At 64.0% G+C, this 16,241-nt stretch carries 16 protein-coding genes and 1 pseudogene; 9 read left to right on the top strand and 8 right to left on the bottom strand.

Annotated features, from left to right (window positions below; genetic code table 11):
• Positions 1 to 80: 80 nt before the first annotated feature.
• Complete coding sequence (locus RQH14_RS17795) at positions 81 to 536, top strand: anthrone oxygenase family protein (protein ID WP_311214465.1); 456 nt, start codon at positions 81 to 83, stop codon at positions 534 to 536.
• Here the strand turns inward: RQH14_RS17795 and RQH14_RS17790 are convergent.
• Complete coding sequence (locus RQH14_RS17790) at positions 533 to 1,897, bottom strand: MFS transporter (RefSeq protein ID WP_311214464.1); 1,365 nt, start codon at positions 1,895 to 1,897, stop codon at positions 533 to 535. The genes RQH14_RS17795 and RQH14_RS17790 overlap by 4 nt on opposite strands.
• Before the next feature lie 514 nt (positions 1,898 to 2,411).
• On the opposite strand from RQH14_RS17790, the gene RQH14_RS17785 reads away from it, so the two are divergent.
• Positions 2,412 to 3,056: a hypothetical protein gene (locus RQH14_RS17785; RefSeq protein ID WP_311214463.1), complete on the top strand. Its 645-nt coding sequence runs from the start codon at positions 2,412 to 2,414 to the stop codon at positions 3,054 to 3,056.
• A 520-nt stretch (positions 3,057 to 3,576) separates the two neighbouring features.
• On the top strand, positions 3,577 to 4,344 hold the full coding sequence (locus tag RQH14_RS17780; RefSeq protein WP_311214462.1) for a tyrosine-protein phosphatase: 768 nt from the start codon (positions 3,577 to 3,579) through the stop codon (positions 4,342 to 4,344).
• A 7-nt stretch (positions 4,345 to 4,351) separates the two neighbouring features.
• On the opposite strand, the gene RQH14_RS17775 is transcribed toward RQH14_RS17780, so the two are convergent.
• Positions 4,352 to 5,089, bottom strand: coding sequence for a GAF and ANTAR domain-containing protein (locus RQH14_RS17775; RefSeq protein ID WP_311214461.1), 738 nt, complete (start codon positions 5,087 to 5,089; stop codon positions 4,352 to 4,354).
• Positions 5,090 to 5,355: 266 nt separating this feature from the next.
• Here RQH14_RS17775 and RQH14_RS17770 point away from each other — a divergent pair, with 266 nt between their 5' ends.
• Positions 5,356 to 5,760 (top strand): hypothetical protein, encoded by a 405-nt coding sequence (locus RQH14_RS17770; protein ID WP_311214460.1) that lies wholly within the window; start codon positions 5,356 to 5,358, stop codon positions 5,758 to 5,760.
• On the opposite strand, the gene RQH14_RS17765 is transcribed toward RQH14_RS17770, so the two are convergent.
• Genes RQH14_RS17765 through RQH14_RS17750 form a run of 4 tightly spaced genes read right to left on the bottom strand, consistent with a single transcriptional unit; the run spans position 5,757 to position 9,669 of the window.
• Positions 5,757 to 6,779: a LacI family DNA-binding transcriptional regulator gene (locus RQH14_RS17765; RefSeq protein WP_311214459.1), complete on the bottom strand. Its 1,023-nt coding sequence runs from the start codon at positions 6,777 to 6,779 to the stop codon at positions 5,757 to 5,759. The two genes, RQH14_RS17770 and RQH14_RS17765, sit on opposite strands and share 4 nt — an antisense overlap.
• A gap of 24 nt (positions 6,780 to 6,803) precedes the next feature.
• Entirely contained in the window at positions 6,804 to 7,550 is a 747-nt protein-coding gene (locus RQH14_RS17760) for a cupin domain-containing protein (protein WP_396136326.1), read from the bottom strand.
• A 1-nt stretch (position 7,551) separates the two neighbouring features.
• Positions 7,552 to 8,535, bottom strand: a complete 984-nt coding sequence (locus RQH14_RS17755) for a PmoA family protein (protein ID WP_311214457.1) — start codon at positions 8,533 to 8,535, stop codon at positions 7,552 to 7,554.
• Positions 8,536 to 8,562: 27 nt separating this feature from the next.
• Positions 8,563 to 9,669, bottom strand: coding sequence for a Gfo/Idh/MocA family oxidoreductase (locus RQH14_RS17750; protein ID WP_311214456.1), 1,107 nt, complete (start codon positions 9,667 to 9,669; stop codon positions 8,563 to 8,565).
• Positions 9,670 to 9,871: 202 nt separating this feature from the next.
• On the opposite strand from RQH14_RS17750, the gene RQH14_RS17745 reads away from it, so the two are divergent.
• Positions 9,872 to 12,229, top strand: a complete 2,358-nt coding sequence (locus RQH14_RS17745) for a glycoside hydrolase family 3 N-terminal domain-containing protein (protein ID WP_311214455.1) — start codon at positions 9,872 to 9,874, stop codon at positions 12,227 to 12,229.
• 148 nt (positions 12,230 to 12,377) lie between these two features.
• Positions 12,378 to 12,878, top strand: coding sequence for a GNAT family N-acetyltransferase (locus RQH14_RS17740; protein ID WP_311214454.1), 501 nt, complete (start codon positions 12,378 to 12,380; stop codon positions 12,876 to 12,878).
• 176 nt (positions 12,879 to 13,054) lie between these two features.
• Here RQH14_RS17740 and RQH14_RS17735 read toward each other — a convergent pair whose 3' ends face one another.
• Positions 13,055 to 13,744, bottom strand: a complete 690-nt coding sequence (locus RQH14_RS17735) for an SDR family NAD(P)-dependent oxidoreductase (RefSeq protein WP_311214453.1) — start codon at positions 13,742 to 13,744, stop codon at positions 13,055 to 13,057.
• Positions 13,741 to 14,436 carry a hypothetical protein gene (locus RQH14_RS17730; protein ID WP_311214452.1) on the bottom strand — a complete coding sequence of 232 codons (696 nt, stop codon included), beginning with the start codon at positions 14,434 to 14,436 and terminating at the stop codon, positions 13,741 to 13,743. Before RQH14_RS17730 ends, RQH14_RS17735 begins: the two co-directional genes overlap by 4 nt.
• A 221-nt stretch (positions 14,437 to 14,657) precedes the next feature.
• On the opposite strand from RQH14_RS17730, the gene RQH14_RS17725 reads away from it, so the two are divergent.
• The 3 genes and pseudogenes from RQH14_RS17725 to RQH14_RS17715 all read left to right on the top strand — a co-directional run.
• Complete coding sequence (locus RQH14_RS17725; RefSeq protein WP_311214451.1) at positions 14,658 to 15,089, top strand: VOC family protein; 432 nt, start codon at positions 14,658 to 14,660, stop codon at positions 15,087 to 15,089.
• Entirely contained in the window at positions 15,086 to 15,580 is a 495-nt protein-coding gene (locus tag RQH14_RS17720) for a DinB family protein (RefSeq protein WP_311214450.1), read from the top strand. Before RQH14_RS17725 ends, RQH14_RS17720 begins: the two co-directional genes overlap by 4 nt.
• Positions 15,581 to 15,623: 43 nt before the next feature.
• Positions 15,624 to 16,241: pseudogene (locus RQH14_RS17715) on the top strand (hypothetical protein); the annotation flags it as partial.

Below are 16,241 nucleotides of genomic sequence, written 5' to 3'. Positions count from 1 at the left end.
GCCGTCATCTTAGACGCCAGCGTATGAAAAGTGGACCCTTGCCTATTCATCGTCTACGCCGGCGAGGGCAGGCTTGATGCATGACAACTTTGAGCATTTGGCTTCCCGTAGCGGCCGGAACTGGTTCGGCCTTGGTGGGCGGCTTCTACTTCGCCTTCTCCGCACTCGTGATGCCCGCACTCCGAATGCGACCGACAAGCGACGCGGTTGCGGCTATGAACGCCATCAATCTCAAAGCCGTGACGCCGCCGTTCATGATCTTGTTCTTCGGCTCGGCCGCCGCCTCCGCCGGCGTGGTGATTGCCGCCGTCGTCGATCCCGGAAGCCAGCCGCCCCTCCGGGTGGCAGGCGCAGCGGCCTGCCTGGCTGGATTCCTCTCCACCATGGCGATCAACGTGCCGCTCAACAACCGCTTGGCCCAAGGATCCAGCCAGGATTGGAACCAGTTCCTGCGGGGCTGGGTTCCGGCCAACCACCTGCGCGCCGCCCTGTCGATCGCAGGCGCGGCGGCGCTGCTGATCCCGCTGAATCCCTAAGCCGCGGGCTTCCGCCACATGACAGCAAGCACCAGCACCACAGCGCTGAGTCCCAGCATCACCAGGACCATGATCCCCCAGTTGGCCTGGTTCACGCCCGGGCCGTAGAGGACACCGATCAATACGGTGGCCGTGATGGCTCCGAGGTAGCGGCATGTCTGGAAAATTCCGGCAGCCACTCCCCTCTCCTCGGGCCGGGCAGACACGTACAGGCCCTGGTTGGAGGCGGTGCTCACCACACCATAGGGAACGCCCATGAGCGCCGTCAGCACGAACACGAGCGGAGCCCACAGCGTCATGGTCAAGAATCCGAGCGTTCCCGCCGCAACTGTCAGAATCAGGACACCGGTGATCAGGACAGGACGTACGCCGAACCGCTCGATGAACCTCACCGTCAGTGGCGTCACCACCACCGACAACGCCGCGAGGGGCAGCATCAGCAGGCCGACCACACCGGCGTCGTAGTGTCCTGCCTCCTGCAGCAGTTGCGGCAGGCCGAAGAACGCGAAGTAATAGACGCCGCTGAAAACGATGAACAGCAGGTAGACCAGCAGCAGCGGTCGGTTCCGGCCCAGCAGGCGAAGGTCCAGGAACGGCGGCTGGAAGCGCAACTCGCGCCAGGCGAAGAGCGCGCCGATCACCGTGGCGGCGCCCAGCAGGTGCCAGCGGTAGCCGGGCATGACGTTGAGCAGGGCCATCATGGCGAGCATCAGCGAGGTGACGAAGGCGAGGATGCCGGGGATGTCGGAATCGCGGATCAGTTGACCAAGCTTGCCGGTCTCGCGCCCGGAATCCACCGGCGCCACTTTGTAGACCACGGTCATGGCAAGCAATGCGATGGGCACGTTGATCGCGAACAGCGCCTGCCACCCCACCAGGCTCACCAACAGCCCACCCACTACAGGGCCGACGGCAGCGGCCGAGGTGTTCGCCATCTGGATCCGGCCCAACGGCCGCGTGGACGGCAAGTCAGCCAGCCGGCTCAATTCGGTGACCATCACGACGGCGGACGGGTACGCCGTCGCGGTCCCCACCGCCATGAGCGCGCGGGCCACGCAGACCAGCGCAAAGTTGGGCAGGAACGGTGCGATGGCGCAGGTGACCGCGACCAGCGCCATGCCGAACATGAACAAGCGGCGCGGACCGAAGCGGTCGGCGAGCCTGCCCATGAGCGGCTGGCCTGCGGCGGACGCGAGATAGAACGAGGTGATCACCCAGGTGACCGTGGCGACGTCAAGCTCGAAGTGCTCCCTCAAGACCACCAGCGCGACGGCGATCATGGACGAGTTCAGCGGATTGAGCGCCGTCCCGAGGCTCAGCGCAGCAATCGCGAGGCCGGGACGGGGTTTGTTGACGGTCACCCGCCTAAGTCTGCTCCATGGTTGCCTCGGGTCACGAAACAGGGTCACAGGGCGGACCTTTCGCAGGGACCGACGGAGAATTTTCACGCGCGCGGACCGCTTGAAGTCCCTCAACTTACCGACGCGCACTCCAGCAAAATTGAGGTTGACTGAGTGCACGGAAAATGTGGCATAGAAAAAGTGACCTTCTCGTCACACAATGACGCTTAACAGTCAAGTCAAGTTTCACTGACACACGCCAGCTCACATAGAGTTCAGCTGAACCACAGCAATGGGGGGTTCGCGCAGCAGCAGAATTGCCGTTGCGCCGTTAGTAACTTACAAAAGGACGCACGTGGCCAATCAATACCCGCCCCAACCTCAGCCTCAGCCTCAGCCTCAATCAGGCCAGCCATTCACAGGCGGGGCATATCCGCCGCCGCCCTACGGCACCCAGTACCCACTTGGTCCGGCACCCAAGAAACCTCTATGGAAAAAGAAACGATTCTTCATTCCGGCCGGCATTCTTGCCTTGATGATCATTTCCGGTATTGCCAATGGCGGCAAAAAGACGGAACCAACCGCCGCTCCCTCTCCAGCGGCGACGCAGTCAGCCGAGGCTGCCACAGCCCCTCTGGCAGCAGCCTCCGGAGAGCAGAGCGCACCAAGCCCTGCAGCACCTGCCGCGGCTGCTGCTCCTCCAGTCAGCGAATTCGGCGCACATCCGTCTGACCAGACGGCTTTCCTGGCCGCATTCGAAGCCGGCAAGACTGCGCACTCAAACGCGGGTAACGACCTCCAGAAAGCCAAAGCCATCACAGACCGCGACACCGCGATGTGCGCGGCAATCGGCGGCGCACCCGTGGGCGAATGGACTGGGAAGATCACGAGTATTGGTGCAAACAATGATGGCTACGCCCACATTGATGTTCGACTCTCCAAGGATGTGGAAGTCAAAACGTGGAATAACGCACTTTCCGATTACTCCGATAACACGCTGATTAAGCCCGGCGCACTGTACGACTCCATCCTCCAGCTCAAGGAAGGTCAGACTGTGGTCTTCTCCGGAGAGTTCGTCCCCAAGGATGCTTCGTGCCTCCAAGGAACGAACCTCACTGATGCCTTCTACGCTGTGGACCCTGATCTGCTGTTCAGGTTCTCAGCAGTGCGAGCAGGCTAAAGCCTTCACCTAAACATTTAAGGGTGGCTGCCTTCTATAGGGCTTCATTTTCGTGAGCTGTAGACCTGTTCTCGATCGTCCTTTCGGCTAGATGCCCCTGACAACTTCGTGAGAGCTGCGTTGCTAGAGATGACCGTCCGCTTCTGCGGGCGGTCATCTCTATGTGACGCGCAAAATAGAATGCCCAATTCCCAGCTTCCATTTGGCCTACGGAGAGGTGACAAATCCGGCGCGCAACCCGGAAGTATGAGCAACTCCGCTAGGTAGGCGCCGCACATTGGACATGGACAGCAAAAACGTGAGCAACCCTGCCGTTGTGGCCAAGCCCCAGGCAGTTCCTAGTTGGCGCAGTGTCCGCGGTGCACCGTTACCCGGTTCGGCGCCGGCCAGCATCTCGGAGCTAACTACCACAAAGCGCGTGTACGATTGCGGACATCCGGCGACATCAGCATCGCCGTGGCGGACAACATCATAGACCGGTCAGCGCCTTCAACTGCCCCGGCCAAGCTAGGAATCTCATTTGGAAACTCTGGACCTCTCCCCCGTCAACCTGCGCGACCTCGGCGGGCTTCCCGTTTCCGGCGGAACCACCCGCTCCGGTGTGCTGCTCCGCAGCGACGACGTCTCGGTGATGCCTGCCGCATTCGCCCAGCAAATGATTGACGACGGCGTCACGTCAGTCATCGATCTTCGCTCACCGGAGGAGGCACTCTTCACCGGGCGGGGTCCATTGACCGTTGCCGGCGTCAGTTACCACCACCTCGCCCTGACGGCATCCATTGCGTCGCCGGAGACCATCAGCCACGACATGATGACGGCTGCCACTACTCCTGCGCATGTTGGCGCTTGGTACGCCAATCTGCTGGAAACACAGGCCCGGCAGCTCGCCCTCGGCGTGACGCTGGTAGCCATGGCCGACGGCGCCACCGTCTTCCACTGCGCGGCCGGCAAGGACCGTACGGGAGTGTTCGCCGCCGTCGTGCTTTCCGCGTTGGGCGCTTCACCCGAAACCATCTCGGCCGACTACGCCGTCACCGCCACCCGCCTGCCGCAGCTGTTCCCGAGGCTTCGGGCCATTCTGGGCGGCCTCATGCCGGACCGCGTCCTTGATGAGGAAGCGATCAAAAGCATGGGCGCCATGATGGGAGCCCACGTGGAGTCCATGGAGGCGATGCAGGCGCTGCTGATTGAGCGGCACGGGAGCGTGCTGGAGCCGGTGCGGCGTGCCGGACTGTCCGACGCCACCATTGCCCAGTTGCGTGAGCGCTTGGTAGTTCCGGGCAGCTGAAGGCCGGCTACTCCTCGAAGTGCGTGGTGATCTTCCCGGACGAGACGGCCGCGATGATCGACTTCGCCAGGTGCCGCAGCTTGATGTTGCGGTTGCTGGAAGCGGTGCGAAGGATGGTGAAGGCCTCCTCTTGGCTGCACTTGTTCTGCGCCATGATCGCCCCGACGGCGAGGTCGATCACGGTGCGGGACTCCATGGCCGCCGCGAGGTCGTTCCGGGCGTCGCTGAGCTGCGCGATCTTCAACGCGAGACGCAGCGATTTGGACGCGTGCGACGCAAAGACCTCGGCACGCTCCAGATCAGACTCGCTGAACGCATCGCTGCGTTCCGAATAGAGGTTCAGGGCCGCCCGGGTGTCGCCCTCCACCAGGAGTGGCACGCTAAGGATGGAGCGCAAGCCTTGGTGTGATGCAGCTTTGACATATTCCGGCCAGCGGTGTTCACGCAGCAAGTCTGGCACCAGGACAGCCGTTAGCTTATCCATGGCCGTGAGGCAGGGACCTTCAAAGTCATTTTGGAGTTCGTCCATCACACGGGCACGGTCATCACTGCTGGCCGCGGTGGCTGACTTCTTGCGACGCAGAACGGTGATGCCGCAGAAGACGGTGGAGTCAGGATGCGAGAGACTTTGGGCCGAGAAGGCCGCAAGATCGGCGAGAAAAGCTTCGACATCTTCGCTGCCCAGGACTAGATCCAAAAAGTACCCATTCTGGAGAGCTTCCTGCTCAGGGCGGGGGTTGACCATGCACGTTCCTACTGACTGAAATGCGTCCCCAGCAGACAGCAAAGGAGCGAAAAGGGCCGCCCTCTGCAAAACGGTCTGGCAATACCTTATCGCCCAACGATCAACGGTACAAAGTGCGGCGCGTAAGGTCTTGACCTGCAGCTACGCAACCCGGGAGTAGCTCTTTTGTCAACCCCGGCAAGGCTTTCGGATCACCAAAGAAGTAAGTAGGCTTACTATGCAAGCACGGCCTGACACCCAGGCCTTTCATGCAAAGGAGTCATTTGATGGGCGTAGAAGACAGCATCCGCAAGGCCACCGAAAATGCCATGGAAGATCTGGCCGGCACCTCCGATCCTGTGGACAACGGCCACGTCCCCGAGCCCGGGCAAAAGGACGACGACATCCAGGTCCACTCCTCCATCAGCGAAGGATCCAACGCCATGGACTCGGATGTGCCCGGCGAGAACGGCGCACCGGGCCGCCATCGCGCGGACGGAGCACCCGACGGCGGATGGGACCGCAGGGACCAGCGTGACGACGCCGGAGCTCAGCAGGAGAACGGGAACACCCCGAAAGCCGAAGGCGACGTCTCCGGCCCGGCAGGACTGCCGGAGAATGATCCCGACGACCTCCGCGCAGACCCCTCCGAAGGTGGCACGGATCCGTCCACGAGCATGGGCCGGAGCTAAGCCGCCGGCGCAGCCGTCGAGCCCCTCACCACCAGTTCCGTTCCCAACTCGATCCGCTGCGGCAACTCTTCATCACCCTCCAGGTGGCGGAGCAGCGCGCGCATGGCCGTTTCTGCCATCTGCACTACGGGCTGGCGGATGGTGGTGAGGCCGGGTTCGATCCATTCTGCGGCGGGGATGTCGTCGAAGCCGATGATGGAGAGGTCCTCCGGAATCCGCAGGCCGGCCGAGCGCGCGGCCCGGTAGGCGCCCAGAGCCTGGGCGTCGTTGCCGGTGAAGATCGCAGTGGGCTTATCTGCCAGGGCCAGCAAAGCTTCGGTGCCCCGGGCCCCGGACTCGGTGGAGAAATCGCCCGGCACCATCAATGACGGATCAACGTCCACGCCGCCGCGACGCAACGCCGCCAGGTACCCGTCTTCGCGGGCACTGCTGCACTGCAGATCCTCACGGCCGCCGATCATGCCGATCCTTGTGTGGCCAAGCTTCAGCAAATGTTCGGTGGCCGAGAACGCTCCGTCCCAGTTGGCCGCTCCCACGGTCATGAGATCCGGTCCCGGCTGCCCCACGGGGTCGATCAGGATCACCGGAATGCCGAGCGACTTGATGCGCTGGATCTGCTTCGAGTCCAGTTCGTACACGGCGAGCAGTACGCCGTCGGACTTTCGCTCCGCAAGGTTCGCCAGCCACGGGCGGATCCTCGATCCGTCCAGCGACAGGCTGCTGACCACAGTGCCGTACCCGGCTTCCTGGGCGACGCGCTCCACGCCCTCGATGATCTCGCACGCCCATTCCGAGCCCATGCCCGGGAACACTAGGTCGATGAGCCCGGCCTTCTTGCTGCGCTTGGCGGGGCGGCGGGCGTAGTCGCGCTTGGCGATGATCTCTTCAACCCTTGCGCGGGTGGCCGCCGCGACGTGGGCATGGCCGTTGAGGACCTTGGAAACCGTGGGCACGGACACGCCGGCCTCCCGGGCGATCTCGCTGATCGTCGCCCGACCCGAGTCCTGCTTGGTTACCATGGTCCCCACCTTCCCGGCCGGGAATCACGTCCCGGCGATGACAGTTTCGGAAAGTTCCCACGCTTGGATCCGGCCGCACATGCCGTAGATCCTGCGGGTTTTCCGTTCGCCCATCGTAGTCCTCGCGTCCTGCATGTAGAAACTTTCCATGGACTCGAGAGACAGCAACTGTTGTCCAGTCAGGCCCGCCTGCCGCTCTGCGCCGTCGGTGAGGTACCCGCGCCACGTCTCGGTTTTCCCGTTGACCAATCGCGCGGCGGCAGCGTGAAAGTCGGCGAGCGCAGCGGCCCCGGATTCTTGGACTGCCGCTTTCAGCTCCAGATAACCCTCCAAAGCCAGGTCACGACGACGGCGCGCGGCCGCCTCCGCAGCCGCGTCACCGCCGTCGGCGTTCTTTGACGGCAGTGCGGCGGCGCGTGCGTAAGTGTCCTGATCCACCAAGTGCCTGGGCGGGAAGGTCATCACGGCGTCGCCATTCTCCGGCAACCCGGCGTTCTGCATGACCACCAGCACCCTGAGGTCCCCGGAGTCGTTGATGGCGCGGTGCACCGTGCCCGGCGTAAACCAGACCACCGTCCCGGGCGCCAGCGGCGTGGAGGTGAAACCGCGGGAATCCAGGGTCTCCAGCCGGCCGAGACCCTGCTGCACCACATACGCCTCTGTGGACGCAGTATGCAGATGCGGGGAGCCGCCGGCCGCGCCGTCCAGCCCCGGCCAACTGTAAATACTGACCTCGGAGACTGCTGTGGCCCCCGGGAACGATGTGCACATCTCAGACCCAGGCATCCAGCGAAGCTTTGGCAGCGTCGGCAAGCGAAGCGGCGTTATGCTCTTCCAGCGCCCCGTCAGCAATCACGACGGCGTAGCGGTACGTCAGCGGCGCGCCCTCCTTGAGCGGGACTACTTCGCTGAAGAACGGTGCCGAGCCGAGGCAGGCGAACATGGACGAGCGGGCGAACCACTGGTTGGACGCACCCGGGTTGGCCTGGTCCTCGACGAACAGGATGCTGGACTTCCGGCAGGTGACATCGTGCTGGCCGGTGAAGGCGATCCACGGTGAGCGGGTGCCCATGAATTCATCGGCGCCGACCCCTGCTTCGGAGCGGAATTCGCCGCCGGTGAAGGACCGGGGTCCGCGCCAGAAGAGTCCGCCATAGCCGGCGTTGTCGCGACCCTCGGTGGTGGGGCTGCCGATGCCAATCTCGGCCCCAGAGACGTTCTCCATGGTGGTTTCGAAGAGGAGGGCCCAGGCGTTTCCGGTGGGGAGCAGTTGGATGGCGAAACGGCGCTGCTCCCTAATGAGGGGTGCGCCGGCCTGCCCGGGTTCAGTTGGCTGGGCAGTCCAGAGCAGGGACTCCGCTGCCGTGACGGAGGTGCCGTCGTCTTCGATGCTGGTGAAGGCCTCGTGGTTCATGGCCCCGTTGTTGTCCAGTTTCGAGTAGCCGGTCTCACGGGTGTAGGTGGCTCCGCCCCAAAAATTGTGCTCGCCCACGTTCGGCAGGGCCCACGAAAGACCCTTGTGCCACACGTGATCCCACGGCCTGGAAATGGTGACCTCGTCCCCCTCCAGTGTGGTGAGCGGGTGGAAGTAGGGGCGCGGGCTTTCGTACTGGTCATCCGTGGGGCGGTACGTGTAGGTGGCGATGTCCTGGGCTCCGACGGTGAAGGTGAGGGAGCGGCCGTCGTCTGTATAGCTGACGGTGTCAGCCTCGGCTGAGAGGGTCTGAGCTGAGGGGGTCTGGGCTGTGGTGGTCATGCGGGATCTCCGGTTCGGGTGTGGGATTCAGGCGCGGGCGGTGGAGGCCAGGACGCTGGTGCCGCGGCCCTCGCCGTCCATGCCCTCATAGAAGGCGTGGCCGGGGACGATGTCCCCGCGTCGCACGGGTTGGCCGGTAAAGGCCGAAGCGTAGATCGCGGCAGCGAACTCCAGTGTTTGCCGCGCAGAGTCCGCGCCGGCTGGGAGCGGCAATCCGGCGTCGAGCGCGTCATACATCGCGAGGAACTGGGCGGAGTGTCCGCTGCCCCGCTCCAACGGCTTTGCGCTCCATGCAGCAGACACGGCATCTTCGTGTCCGGGCGCTGCGGTGATGGTCCAGTCCTTGGTGCCGTAGCCGTAGAGGTGGCTGAGTTCGATGGTGGCGAATTCGCAGTCGACGCGGATGTCGGAGGTTTCGCGCGGTGAGAGCAGCGAGTTGATGACGGTGGCGGCGGCGCCGTTCTCGAAGCGGACCAAGGCAGCGGAGAAGTCTTCGGTGGACGTGGCGCGGGCTTGCCGTGACGCGATGGCGGTGACCTCTTCCCACGGGCCGAGCAGGTGAAGGAGAAGATCGAACTGGTGGATGCCGTGCCCCATGGTGGGTCCGCCGCCCTCGGCCTTCCAGGTTCCGCGCCACGGGAGGTCGAAGTACTCGTCGGGCCGGTACCAGAGGGTGTCGCAGCGGGCCACGAGCGGACGGCCAAAGTTGCTGTCGCCGATCAGGGCACGGGCCGCGGCCGAGGCGTCACCGAAGCGGTGTTGGAAGACGCACGAGAACTGGGCACCGCCCTGTACCTGCGCGTCGTTGAGACGGTCGAAGTCGGCCAGGCTGAGCGCCGGCGGCTTCTCGGACAGGACATGGACGCCGGCTTCGAGGCACTCAATTGCTTGTTCGATGTGCATCATGGGCGGCGTGCAGAGGTGCACGATGTCCGGCTTCGACTCTGCCAGGAGCTCGGTGAGGTTCTGGTAACGGCCGGCTATGCCGTGTTCATCGGCGAAGGCGTGCAGGCGCGCCTCATCCACGTCACACGCGGCCACCAACTCCGCCCGGTTGTCGGTGCGGGCCAGGTTGGACGCGTGGACTGCCGCGATCCCGCCAGTGCCGACGATGGCCACTCTGTACGTGTGCATGGTTCTCCGATTGCTTGGATTCATTTCCGAAAGTTTCTTATTTGCATGCAGGGCCGGTGTTGCCTTTAGCCTCGCTGCATCCGCTTCAGTGCTCAACGTTATGAAGACCTCACAGATCAAGTCAAGGGTTTCTGACTATGGAAAGTAATTGGATATTTCTGATAGTTTCTAAAAATCATCTGCAGAATCCAAGGAGAAGCCTGTGAGCACCGGCGCCGCCGATCAGCAATCACTTGCCCGCGTTCCGGCGTCGGACGTCGTGGAGCACCTCATCCGCGAAATGACACTGGAGGAGAAGCTCGCACAGCTGGTGGGAGTGTGGGTCAATGCCTCCACCGACGGCGATTCCGTGGCTCCGCTGCAAAGCCAGATGGCCGGAGACACCCGCTCCTGGGACGACATCATCGCCAACGGGCTCGGCCAAATCACGCGCATGTACGGCACAGTTCCCGTTGAACCGGCCGAAGGCGCGCGCCGACTGGCCGCGGCCCAGGAACAGATCATGGCCGCGTCCCGCTTCGGCATTCCGGCGCAGGTTCACGAGGAATGCTTGGCCGGCCTGGCCGCGTGGAAGGCAACGGCCTTCCCCGTTCCGCTCGCTTGGGGTGCCACCTTCAACCCGCCGCTGGTGCGGGAGATGGCAGCCCGGATCGGCGCGAGCATGCTGTCTTTGGGCATCCATCAGGGCCTGGCTCCCGTGTTGGACGTGGTGCGTGATCTGCGCTGGGGCCGTGTGGAAGAGACCATCGGCGAAGACCCGTATCTGGTGGGCACGGTAGCCACCGCGTACGTGCAAGGCCTGGAATCGGCCGGCATCGTCGCCACCCTTAAACACTTCGTGGGCTACTCAGCCTCCCAAGCCGGCCGCAACCACGCGCCCGTCTCCATGGGCCCCCGCGAACTCGCCGACGTCATGCTGCCGCCGTTTGAAATGGCGATCCGCCACGGCGGTCCCCGCTCGGTGATGCACGCCTATACCGACGTCGACGGCGTACCGGCCGCCGCGAACCGCGCCCTTCTGACGGGGCTGCTTCGTGAGGAATGGGGTTTCACCGGGACCGTGGTGGCTGACTACTTCGGCGTCGCGTTCCTGGACGTTACCCATGGCGTGGCCGCAGATTCCGGTGACGCCGCTGTGCTGGCGCTTTCCGCGGGCGTTGATGTGGAATTGCCTACCGTGAACTGCTTCGGTGAGCCGCTGCTTCGGCGCATCCGCGAGGGTGCGTTGGACGAATCCGTGGTTGACGAAGCGCTGCGCCGGGTCCTGACGCAGAAGGCGGAGGTTGGCTTGTTGTCGCCGGACTTCTCCCCTGTCCCGGCCGTGCTTTCCGAGGCTCCGTCTCATCGGATCGAGCTGGATCCTGCTCCGAACCGCTCGCTGGCGCGGCAGTTGGCGGCTCAGTCCCTGGTGCTCCTCAGCAACCGGGAGCTCGGCGGCTCTCCGGCGCTGCCGCTCAGTCCGACGGGTTCGCTGGGTGTTGTGGGGCCCTTGGCCGACGATCCCTTCGCGATGCTGGGCTGCTACTCCTTTGATGCGCATGTTGGCGCCTCACATCCGGACGTGCCGATGGGCATTTCGGTTCCCTCCGTGGCCGGCGTTGCTTCTGGACGGTTCTTGTCAGTGGCTACGTCGGTCACTGGAAACTGCGAGGCCGCCACCGAGGAGCAGATCGCGGAAGCCTGCCGGGTGGCGTCCTCCGTGGACACGTGCGTGGTGGTGGTTGGCGACAATGCGGGGCTGTTCGGCCGGGGCACTTCGGGCGAAGGAAACGACGCCGCCGACCTCCGCCTTCCCGGCGACCAGCACCGGATGCTTGACCGCATTCTCGCTGAGTGCGCTGCTTCCGGAACTCGTGCCGTAGTGGTGGTCCTCAGCGGGCGACCCTACGCGCTGGGTGACTTCGTGGACCGTGCCGACGCGATCGTCCAGGGGTTCTTCCCGGGCGAAGAGGGCGGCGAGGCGCTGTGGGACGTGCTCACCGGCGTCGTTAATCCTTCCGGGAAATTGCCCGTCTCGGTGCCCCGATCCCCCGGCGGCCAGCCCGGCACGTACCTGCACTCCAAGCTCGCCGGCCCCAGCGGAGTCAGCGCTCTTGACCCGTCTCCGCTGTTCGGTTTCGGGCATGGCCTCTCCTACACAACGTTCGAGTTGTCCGGGCACCAATGCAGCGCACCCACCATGTCGACGTCGGACTCGGTCACCGTCAGCTGCACGGTCACGAACACCGGTGTCCGTGGCGGCGCAGAGGTTGTGCAGCTGTACCTGGAGGATCCGGTGGGTGAAGTGGTCCGTCCACTCCGCGAGTTGATCGGCTACGCGCGCGTCGAGCTGGAAGCCGGCGCGTCCGCCGTCGTGGATTTTGTAGTTCACGCCGACCGGACCTCGTTCACAGGCCTGGACCTTCAGCGCGTGGTGACGCCGGGTTTGGTGAAGCTGCACGTCTCGACGTCCAGCCCCGCTGATGCCCACACGCATGAGGTGATCCTGCACGGACCGCGCCGCGTGGTGGGGTTCGAGCGGGAGATGCTGACGCCGGTGGAGGTACGGCCTTCGGCCTGACAGGGCAGCCTCTTCTGCAGGCCTGTACCGTCACCACCCACTTTGAATTCCAAAGGGCACTCATGCAAGCAATAGTGGTTGTTTTATGGGGCCGCCGACTTGAAAGTGGGTGGGGAAGGCGCAGCCCGACGGCGGGTAGGCTTCGGATATGCTCCCCCACCCGACAGCCCGGCTGCGTTTCCGCGAGATGTCGATGGCTGATCTCGATGCGATGAGCTTGTTGCTGGGTGATCCCGTGGTTATGACCTACTACCCGGCTCCCAAATCCCATGATGAAGCGGCTGCCTGGATCGAATGGAACCAAGCGAACTATGCCCGCTACGGGTACGGGTTATGGATCGTTGAAACGCACGACGGCGGGTTCGTCGGCGACTGCGGGTTGACGTGGCAACAGGTCAACGGGCGGTCCGAACTTGAGGTCGGCTACCACGTACGTCGTGAGCTCCAGGGCAACGGGTATGCCACGGAAGCAGCGCTGGCGTGCCTGGAATTCGCGCGTGACGTGGTGGGGGTCAGTCGGCTCGTGGCCATCATCCACCGGGACAATGCGGCTTCCCGCCGAGTAGCTGAGCGGCTGGGGATGCGGCACCTCGAGGATGATCTGGGCGGATCTGTGGTGCGAACAGTGATGGGCGTGGAGCTCGGCTAGCTGGAGTGCTGGCAGGTGTGCCATCTGGTGTGCCATCTGGTGTGCCATCTGGTGTGCCGTCAGGTGTAGCGTCACCACCCACTTTGGATTCAGCAGGGCCGTGATGCACCCTATTTCGGTTGAGTATCGGCCAATCCGAGTTCAAAGAGGGTCAGGAAGCCACGGTGTTTGGGCCTCTACCAGGCGAGGTCGGCGGCTCCGAGGGAGACTAAACGCGGCGACATGCGGTCGCGGGAATCAACCAGTTCCCTCAGCTCTCGGGCCGCAATTCGTGGATCCTTGTTGGCGTCGGCCTGCCCCATCTCCGTTGCCAACTTCCCCGGGTGAACCGCCCAGCACCGTACCCGGCCCGCGAGGTCTTGAGCGAGGGAAATGGTCAACATGTTCTGCGCAGCCTTGGAGATTTTGTAGGCGTAGCTCGTTGAGAGGTCCGCGTAGTCACCCCGCGCCTGCGCCGACACCGAGCCCAGCCGGGACGTAACGTTGATGATCACGGGGTCCGGCGCGGTCAGAAGATGAGGCAGGACGGCCTGCACCAGGCGCAAAGGGCCCGCGACATTGACGTCGACGGCGTTGATAACGCCTTCCGCTGCAATGTCACCGAGTTCGGCGTGCTGAGCTCCTTGAGCAGCATTGTTGACGAGTACGTCAACGGATCTGCCTCCGATGGCTGACAGCAACTCGGCCGATGGCTCTTCTCGAACGTCGTGGGTGACTGCGGTGACGTGCTGCCGGTCGGTCGACGCGGTGGGTGTCCGGGTGATCGCGACTACCGCCCAACCGGCGTCGGAGAATTCCTCCACCAGCGACTTCCCCAGACCGCGGCCGGCACCTGTAATGACGGCGAGCCTTCTGCGTGGCGTCAAGCGAACCGCACGTCCGTGTCCGGGTCCGGATCCTTACGCGAATCCAACATGCTGATGATCTTGCTTTCGAGGGCGGCTACGGTTGCCTCCGGCAGGACGATCAGACCGTCGAGTTCCTTGCGGGCACGCTTGTACGCAGTTTGTCGTTCGGCGGGGGTAGCGGCAGTGTCCTCCGCGATGCGCAGGAGCTTCCTCGCCGTCGCAAGTCGTTGGCGTTCGGGGCCACTGAAGTTGCCGTCCTTGATGCGTCGGGCCTCCCGCTCGGCGACATCGAAAGCGAGTTCGTAACTGTGGACCGCCGCACGGTACTCAGCCAGCCGGGCCGGCGTCGAAATCTCTTCAGGGGTGGCGGGCCGTAGGCCGTCGGCCTCTTTCTTGGCGCGCAGGAACGCGACTGTGAGCGGCTCGCGCACGTCGGTCATGAGGGGGAAATCAATGACGTTGCCGACGTCGAGCTCGTAATCAAGCCATCTGTGGTTCACCGAATCATGCGCGTCAATCAGCGAGAATACCTCGGCCTGGTTGGCTTCCTCGTGCACCGCCAACTGGTTCTTCAACTTCAGCAATTCCACCTTGCGGCGGTGCCGTTCCTCGCTGGCTTTCGACCACGACCTCGCCCAGCCACCAGCCATCCCGCCGATAGGGAAAATGAGCCACCAGTAACTACCAAGGAAGTCGAAGAGGGGTTCCACTGCTCCATCCTCCCACCGGCTTGGACCGGGGCTCAACAGGACTGGCCGGATTGGCTAATTCGTGATGGTCAGTGGCTTCGACGGCTCGGCACAAGAGGCTCTCTCAAGCTCTGCCTCACCCTGGTTCGCCCACACCCTCATTGTTGGCGGCTCCGCCAACGCTGCTGCACCAACCGCCCCAGACGAGTGCCGCCGTCGTACCCTCCCGCTAGGCTTCCCCTATGGACCAGCGACTGCACTTCCTCACGTTCGCCACCAAGGATCTCGACGCCGCGCGCGCCTTCTATAAGGACGGGCTCGGCTGGGATCCGACCATGGACGTTCCCGGTGAGATCCTGTTCTTCCAGATCGCGCCGGGGCTGATGCTCGGCCTGTTCAATGCCGAAAAATTCGACCAGGATCTCGGCGCCACTGCTCCGACGGCAGGAGTCAGCGGCGTGACGCTCTCGCACAACGTCGGCAGCCCCGAGGAAGTCGCCAGCACCATCGATGCCTTGGTGGCGGCTGGTGCCACGGTTTTGAAACCGGCGCAGGCAGGCGCGTTTGGCGGCATCTTCCACGCCCACGTCAAGGACCCCAACGGCATCGTCTGGGAGATCGCGCACAACCCCGGCTGGGGAATCAACGACGACGGCACGGTGGTTTTCGGATGAGCGCCCTCCCGCACACCCTCAGTGAGGACGTCATCAACCAGGACGCCCGGACCCAGTTCGATGCGTTCCTGGACGAGCATCGCAGGGCCCTCAACGAATGCCTCGATGGGCTTACCGAAGAACAAGCACGACGGCGGCTGGTCGCCTCGCGCACCACGCTCTTGGGCCTGGTGAAACACGCCACCTTCGTCGAAAAGGTGTGGTTCGACGAAGCGATCTCGCGAAGGACCCGGGCCGAGATCGGCATCCCCGCGAGCCCGGACGAGTCGTTCATCCTGGACGATGACGACACCGTTGCCAGCATCCAGGCGGCTCACCGAGAGGCTTGCTCCGCATCCAGGCAGGCGGCGGCCCACTTGGGGCTCGACGACCTTGTGTTCGGGAACCGCCGCGGCCCACTCCCCCTCCGCTGGGTGTACCTGCATATGCTCCGCGAACTCGCCCAGCACTGCGGGCACGCGGATATTTTGCGGGAGCAGATCACCCGGTAGCTGGCCGCCTAAAAATGTCAGACCCCCCTGACATGATGTTTTTATGGAAGATCAAGGGCAGTTGACAGCGCTGAGGGCGGAATGGTCCCCTGCTGTCGCTGCCCTGTCCGCCGTCCGGTCACGACGCTTCTTGAGGATGCCGGACTTGCTGAGGGCCGGGTTCAAGGATTCGACGGCGCCCATCACCATCACCATCCCATTTCACGGCGCTGGGCTGCTCAACGGCAAGTCCAAGTCCGCCCGGGCTTCAACGCTCAACGGCCCGGACCCGGCGGACGTTCCGGCCCAAAGTACAGGATCGATCCCTGACCCACGGCGGGATCCCCGGACCGGCCATGACCCCAAGCCAGCTCAGCCAGTCAAACGTTCCGACACCCAGTGTCCTGACCCCAGCACAGCTGCCGGGCGGGACCTGAAGGCGCTTCTTACCCACAGCGCGGCACTTCTGGACACTGCACGCCTGTCCGCCGCCGGCGAGAGTTCCCTGTTTGGGTTTGTTGAGGCGGCGGATTTTGCCGGCAGGGTCGAGGACGTCTCACGGGTACTGGAGTACCTGCAGATTGTTGCTGCCCGCGCGGTGGAACGGGCCCGGACCGAAGCACTACAGGCCGGTCCGGGGTCCTCGGCAGCAGCGCCGGAATGGCGGACAGGCTGGACAGCA

This window comes from Arthrobacter sp. WCS2018Hpa-7 (genome assembly GCF_031843805.1).
Taxonomy (GTDB): domain Bacteria; phylum Actinomycetota; class Actinomycetes; order Actinomycetales; family Micrococcaceae; genus Arthrobacter.
This window is presented reverse-complemented; position numbering and strand designations above follow the sequence as displayed.